Source organism: Frankia sp. CcCS3, from assembly GCF_977927575.1.
Window position 1 is genome coordinate 1 of the sequence record NZ_CDWRCL010000232.1, and the last position, 6,441, is coordinate 6,441.

General features: G+C 72.8%; 5 protein-coding genes. 3 read left to right on the plus strand and 2 right to left on the minus strand.

Annotated features, from left to right (window positions below):
• Positions 1–1,341 precede the first annotated feature (1,341 nt).
• Positions 1,342–2,211, plus strand: coding sequence for a tetratricopeptide repeat protein (locus tag AC08OQ_RS16660; RefSeq protein ID WP_476601373.1), 870 nt, complete (start codon positions 1,342–1,344; stop codon positions 2,209–2,211).
• A 105-nt stretch (positions 2,212–2,316) separates the two neighbouring features.
• Here the strand turns inward: AC08OQ_RS16660 and AC08OQ_RS16665 are convergent, their stop codons facing one another.
• Positions 2,317–3,666 (minus strand): DUF1015 family protein, encoded by a 1,350-nt coding sequence (locus AC08OQ_RS16665; RefSeq protein ID WP_476601374.1) that lies wholly within the window; start codon positions 3,664–3,666, stop codon positions 2,317–2,319.
• Between the two features lie 497 nt (positions 3,667–4,163).
• Between AC08OQ_RS16665 and AC08OQ_RS16670 the strand changes: the two genes are divergently transcribed.
• Both AC08OQ_RS16670 and AC08OQ_RS16675 read left to right on the plus strand, forming a co-directional pair.
• Positions 4,164–4,682, plus strand: coding sequence for a tetratricopeptide repeat protein (locus AC08OQ_RS16670; protein ID WP_476601375.1), 519 nt, complete (start codon positions 4,164–4,166; stop codon positions 4,680–4,682).
• Positions 4,679–5,998: an HAD-IIA family hydrolase gene (locus AC08OQ_RS16675; RefSeq protein WP_476601376.1), complete on the plus strand. Its 1,320-nt coding sequence runs from the start codon at positions 4,679–4,681 to the stop codon at positions 5,996–5,998. The genes AC08OQ_RS16670 and AC08OQ_RS16675 overlap by 4 nt, the downstream gene beginning before the upstream one ends.
• Before the next feature lie 41 nt (positions 5,999–6,039).
• Here the strand turns inward: AC08OQ_RS16675 and AC08OQ_RS16680 are convergent, their stop codons facing one another.
• Positions 6,040–6,378 carry an alkyl sulfatase C-terminal domain-containing protein gene (locus AC08OQ_RS16680; protein ID WP_476601377.1) on the minus strand — a complete coding sequence of 113 codons (339 nt, stop codon included), beginning with the start codon at positions 6,376–6,378 and terminating at the stop codon, positions 6,040–6,042.
• Positions 6,379–6,441: the final 63 nt, after the last annotated feature.

Consider the following 6,441-nt stretch of genomic DNA (forward strand, 5'->3'; position numbering starts at 1 on the left):
TCTTTTTTGGGATGGCCACTGGGTGGACCCGGTCATCACCGGTCCGGACGTCGTATCGTTGAGGGTTGTGGCATCACCGCACCATGGTGGACCCGGGTGAACCTGGACCGACGTACATATGCAACATCCGAAGCACAGCCGACGATTTCGGGCGCCGTGGTGTCCGCGTCGGAAGCCCGGCGACCTGCGGGCGCATCCGGATCACGAGGGACCCGCAGCCGCGACCGCGGTACATGCGGGATGAAAGGGAAGTCGCCGGTCATGCCGAGGGAAGACAGAGCCAGTCAGCGAGGCGGGACGACGCCGTTCGCGTCCCCACACCCGCAGCGGCGTGATCGGGACGCTTCAGGTGATCGTGGCGTGCCGACAGAGGGACGTCGCGCCGGGCGCACGGTGCGTGGCGATGCCCCGAGTGTAAGGCGGGGCGGTGGATCCGGGACCGGCGCGTCGCGCGGACAGGGCGGCTCCTCCCAGGGTGTGGGCCAGGGTGCGCGCGGCGGCGGGCAGAGCGGTGCGCGGGGTGGAACGCGGGGTGGGGCGGGCCAGTTCCGCCGCGGCCCGGAGGGCCAGGGCCGGCCGGACCGCTCCAGGGGTTCGGACTCCAACACCCGGTACGGCAACACCCGGTACGGCGGATCGCCGCGTGCGGGCGATGCGGGATCCGGTAGTTCCTCCAGCTCCTCTTCCTCCTCGGCTTCCTCGTTCGACCGCCGCCCGGGTGGGGCTCGGCGTCCGGAGGGGACTGGCGCTGGGCGTGCCCCGGCGGCTGGCGGTGAGCGATTCTCCCGAGCCGACGGCCCGCGCGGTGACCGGGGCGCGAACGGAGCCTCCGCCCGCAACCGGGGTGCCGCCGAGGCAGCTTGGCGCGAGCGTCGAGGTCGGCCGGGCGCGGAGGAGACCGGTCGGTCCGGAAGGCCGACTAGCCGTCCCGACCACGGCAGACCGGGGCGCGACTCCTCGGTATTCCATCGGCCCGAGCAGGCCCGGGCCAGCAGCGACGGCCCGCAGCCCCGGCACGACGGCCCTGAACGGCCGACTCACGGCAGAGTCTGGCGTTCCGATGGCGACCGTCCCGCGGGTACGCGCTCGGCCGGCCTGCGGCCCGGCGGCGATCGAGGCCGGGAGTCCCGGGAGACGCGGGAGTCCCGGGACACCAGCGGTGGAGGGGCCCGCCGCGACGGCGCCGCTCGCGCCGAGCACCGCGGCCGGCCGTTCACCGAGGCTTCCAGGCCCGGGGGCGGCGGCCCCCGCGGCGGCCGTCCGACCGGGCCGGGCCGGCCCGGCAGAACCGACCGGGCTGGCCGGACAGATCAGACTGAGCAGGGCAGCCGGCGGGCCCGGGTGCCGGCTCCGCCACTTCCCGACGAGGCCCGCGCGGACCTGCTGGACCACGACGTGCGCCGCTCCCTTCGGGGGCTGCCGTCGTCGCTCGCCGACACGATCGCCCGCCATCTCGTCGCAACCGCCCTGCTGCTCGACGACGATCCCGCCCGCGCGCTTGCCCACGCCCGCGCCGCCGCCGATCGAGTGCCACGCCTGCCCGCGGTGCGCGAGGCGGTCGGTATCGCGGCTTACCACGCGGGGGAGTACGCGACGGCCCTGGTGGAACTTCGGGCCGCTCGTCGGATGGACGGTTCCGCGCACAACCTGCCGCTGATGGCGGACAGCGAACGGGGGCTGGGCCGGCCGGAGCGTACCGTCGCCTACCTGCGGGATCCGCAGATCGACCAGCTTGATCCGGCCGCTCGGGCGGAGATGCTCATCGTCGTCTCCGGGGCCCGCCGGGACCTCGGTCAGCCGGAGGCCGCCGTCGTGTTGCTGCGGGATCTGGCCACGGCCAAGACGCCGCCCGCGCCGTGGACCGCCCGTCTCTGGTACGCCTATGCCGAGGCGCTGCTTGCCGCCGGTCGTCCCGAGGAGGCCGCACGCTGGTTCACCTCCACGGCGGCGATCGACGAAGGAGAGACTGACGCTGACGCCCGCGCGTATCTGATCATGACTGGTCGGCCTCTCCCCGAGGAGAACGAGGAGGCTGCGCGGGACGGCGTGGATCTCCTGCTCTCCGATCGGGCCGATCCCGGCGCGGACGCCGGGACCGAGGCGAATACCGAAGCGAATGTCGATCAGGACGTTACCGACCATGATCTTACTGATCATGGTGACGCCCCTGGCCCCGGCCTCGAGACCGAGGGGACGAAGACCGAGGGGTAGGACCGTCCGGCCGAGGGCCACTCCGCCCGCGGTATCCGTGGGTCTGCGGGGAGGTGGGTCCGCGGTGGAGACGGACCGTACCTACGCCGGTCATGCGTACGCCGGTCAGTCGTCGAGTGGACGCAGCACGAGTCCGGTGCGCGGCTTCGGGGTGAACAACGTCGACTTGCGCGGCATCCGCTCGCCGGCCTCGGCGACGGCCGCCACATCGGCGATCGGGGTGGGGTTGAGCAGCAGCGCGGTACCTCCCGCCGCAGCCGCCGCGGCGATCGCGGCCGGCGCGTCGTGGTGGTAGTCGACCACGCCCACCGTGTCCGTCAACCCCCAGACGTCCACGATCAACGCAAGATGAGTGACGGTGACGTCGAGTCCACGGAAGGCCGCCGACCGCTCGGGGGGCAGACTACGCGCGAGCAGGTCGGGGTCGGGCTCGGTGAGCAGGTAGGCCGCGGTGCCGTTGGTGACCACGAATGCGTGCCCGCCCTGCCCGGCCTTGGCCAGCTCCTCCACCAGCGCGTCCGGGTCCGCGCCTGCCGGCCCCACGCCACCGGCATCCCCGGCAGTGGTACCATCCCCGGCAGCGGTACCGCCCTCGCCGGGCCCGGCGAGCTGACGCACGGTGAACACCTCGGCGGCCCGCCGCACTGCCTCGGCGAGCCCGAGACCACGCACCACCCGGTGGATGGCGTGTACCTGGGGCCCCGAGACGGTCGCGTCGACGAGGAAGGCCAGGCCGAAGTCCCAGGGACCCGAACCATCCCCGGCGGCGTGCCGTTCCGCCTGGTACTGGCGGTAGGTGGCGTACCGATGGTGGCCGTCTGCGATCACCGCGCGCCGGGGCAGCAGGTCCGCGGCGATGGCGGTGAGGACCGCCGGATCGTCGATGGCCCAGAGCCGGTGCGTCACCCCGTCGCCCGTGGACGTCTCCACCAGTGGCGTTGTGGCGACCACCATCGAGACCACCCGGCTGGTCTCGCCGCCGCCGGCGTAGAGCAGGAAGATCGGTTCCAGGTTCGCGCGGGTCGCGCGGGTCAGCGCCAACCGGTCTGAGACCGGGCCCGCCATGGTGTTCTCATGCGGGAGGATGATCCCCGCATCCGGATCGGTCAGCGCGACCGCCCCGATCAGCCCGCGCTGGGCATGGCCGGCCTGCTCCTCCTCGTAGACGTAGACGGAGGCCTTCTCGTCGCGACGCAGCACCCCGCTGTCCAGCCATGCCCGCAGCGTGCGGGCGGCCCCGTCGTAGTCCTCCCCGGGGAGGATGAGCCGTACCACGTTGTGCTCGTCGCGCGCCTGGAGTTCCGCCCGCTCGGCGTCGTCGATGACGTCGTAGGGCGGGGAGGTCAGCGGGGCGAGGTCCGGCCCGGAGGACGGAAATCGTGCGGCCCGGAACGGGGCGAGCACGAGACCCGCCGGGGCGGGAACGGGACGATCGGCGTCAACCATGAGCCGCATCGTAGGGCCCCGAGAGTGCGGACCCGGTGTGACCCGGGAGTGCCCTCGCCACTGACCGCCCGTGTTCCGGCCGGCCCAACCGGGCGAGAGGAACATTTCACCACCTTTACGTAGTGCGAGCGTGCCATCGGAGCGGCGGGACGGTGGACAGCGCACACCTGATCGTTATGGGGATCTCGAGGTACGTCGGGTGGCTTTGCGGCGACACTGGAGCTGCGGACCTCGAGGATGTGCCTGGTGCCTGGTGCCTGGTGCCTGGTGCCTGGTGCCTGGTGCCTGGTGCCTGGTGCCTGGTGCCTGGTGCCTGGTGCCTGGTGCCTGGTGCCTGGTGCCTGCGGTGGCGGACGGAGTGATTCCGGATCCGGAGGTGTTCCTCGGGTGAGAGGCGGTGATGCGCACCGAGGGCGCCACGGTGCGGCGGAGCCCGGCGCGAGGCCCGTGCCCGGTGCTCAGGATTGGCGAGGCGACAGATGATCATCCGTGTAGTGGAGGTGAAGATGTCCGAGGAGACCGGCCCTCCGGGGGATGTACCGGACGAGATGCCCGGTGGGCTGCCCGCCCGCGGACGACGTGATAGATCCAGCTCGGTGCCGTCCGAGGTGACGTCCTGGGGGGATGACGGTGCGGACCGGTCCCGGCCGGGACCGGCGGGTGAGGTCTACGACTGGTACACCCGGGGGATGGCGCTGCTCGGCCACGGGGACGCCAATGCCGCGGTGCAGCTGCTGGCCCACGCCGTCGTGGCCGAACCCGCCTCGCCGAGCGTGCGGGAGGCGCTGGCCCGGGCGCAGTTCACCGCCGGTCAGTACGGCGCGGCCCGGGAGACCTTCGCCTGGATCGTGGATCGGCATCCCACCGACGACTACGCCCAGTTCGGCCTCGGGTTGTCCGCCCGCAAGATCGGTGATCTTCGGGTGGCCGTGGAGCATCTGGCGCTGGCCGTGGCGATGCGTCCCGACATCCGACACTACGATGTCGCGCTGCGTGGCGCCCGCGCGGCGTTGGCCCGAGCGTGACCCGGCCGGCCGCCGTGCCCGCGGACGAGACCACGTCAGCCAGCTCTTCCGCGGTCTCCTCCGCTTCGTCGTCTTCCGTGTTTTCTGGTTTCTCCGTGCCTTCCGGTGGCTTCCCCGGGCCGTTGCGTGGGACGGACCGGCCGCTGGCCGATCTGTTTGACGTCGCCCTGATGGATCTTGACGGTGTCGTCAACCGTGGGGGCACCGCCGTGCCGCACGCGGCGGACACCATCGCCGCCGCGGGCCGCCGGGGGATGCGCACGGTGTATGTCACGAACAACGCACTGCGCCCGCCGGCCGAGGTCGCCGCCCGCCTGCGCGGCTTCGGCGTACCGGCGCAAACCGAGGACGTCGTCACCTCGGCGCAGGCAGCGGCGCACGTCCTGGCTGAACGGCTGGGCACCGGATCCCGGGTGCTCATTACCGGAGGGCGGGGACTTCGACAGGCGGTGATGGAGGAGGGCCTGGTCCCGGTGGACTCGGCCGAGGACGATCCGGCGGCGGTGGTCCAGGGGTTCGACCCGGATCTCACCTATGCCCGCCTCGCCGAGGCGGCCTATGCCATCCGGGCCGGAGCACTGTGGATCGCCAGCAACGCCGATCGCACCGTGCCGACCGAGCGGGGCGTCGCGCCCGGCAACGGATCCGTCATCGCCTTCCTGCGGGCCGCCACGGACCGCGAGCCGGTGGTGACCGGCAAGCCCGAGTCGGCGATGCACCGCGAGTCGATGCGGCGCAGCGGAGCCCGGACACCCCTCATCGTCGGTGACCGGCTCGACACCGACATCGAGGCCGGTCACCGGACGTCGACGCCGACCCTGCTCGTCTTCACCGGGGTGACGACCCCCGGGGACCTGCTCGCCGCTCCCGCTCCGCACCGTCCCGACTTCGTCGCCGCGGACCTGCGCGGGCTGCTCCGGGCGGCGCCACCGGTGAAGGCCGTCCCGGAGCTGGGGAACCACGCCTATCGTTGCGGCGCCTGGAGCAGCCGGGTCGAGGAGGGGACGCTGCACTGGTCGGGTGAGAGCCACGGGTCGGGTGAGAGCCACGGGCCGGGCGATGACGCGTCGGGTGGCGATCGTTCGGGTAGCGGTCATTCCGGTGGGAATGCGTCAGACTGGGATGTGCCGGGCGACGACACGTGGAACGGGGACGGCACCGACGGGCTGGACGGGCTGCGGGCCGCCTGCGCCACAGTCTGGTCCGCCCTGGACAGCGGCGTCGCCGTCCACACGATCGCGGCGCGACGCCCGCCGGGCTGCGAGGACCTGATGGCTCCGGCGCCCCGGGCGCTGGAGCCCGTGGCGCCCGCCTGAGTCCCGGCGCCTTGGAGCATCGTCGGCGAACAGGCGCATCGTCACAGCAGCGAGCGGACCCGCAGCAGATCCCGCACGCTCGCGTCCACCTTCAGCCGTCCACTGGCCCAGGCGGTCAGCGCGGGAAGCCTTCCCTCGGCGACCGCCACCAGGTCGTCGCTGTCCAGCGTTAGGATGATCTGGGCGTCGTCGCGGGTGCCCTCGCCGATGTGCCGCAGGCAGCCGTCACGCAGCTCCCCGGAGAAGACGGCATCGAGATCGGGGATACGGCAGACGATGACGCGATCCGGGGCACGCGGGGGACGGCCGTCGGCGGAGAGCCCATCCAGGCGGGCGGCGAGAGCATGGAGCGCGGCCTCGCACTGCGACCTGTCGGCCATCCCGGCCGGTCCTCCTCTCAGCCTGTTCGACCTGTGCCCCTCTCGGCCCGGCGTGTCCGGGAC

Bases quoted from the DNA above. Each gene is read 5' to 3' on its own strand.
- AC08OQ_RS16670 (WP_476601375.1), top strand. From the start codon at position 4,164: ATGTCCGAGGAGACCGGCCCTCCGGGGGATGTACCGGACGAGATGCCC.
- AC08OQ_RS16680 (WP_476601377.1), bottom strand. From the start codon at position 6,378: ATGGCCGACAGGTCGCAGTGCGAGGCCGCGCTCCATGCTCTCGCCGCC.
- AC08OQ_RS16665 (WP_476601374.1), bottom strand. From the start codon at position 3,666: ATGCGGCTCATGGTTGACGCCGATCGTCCCGTTCCCGCCCCGGCGGGT.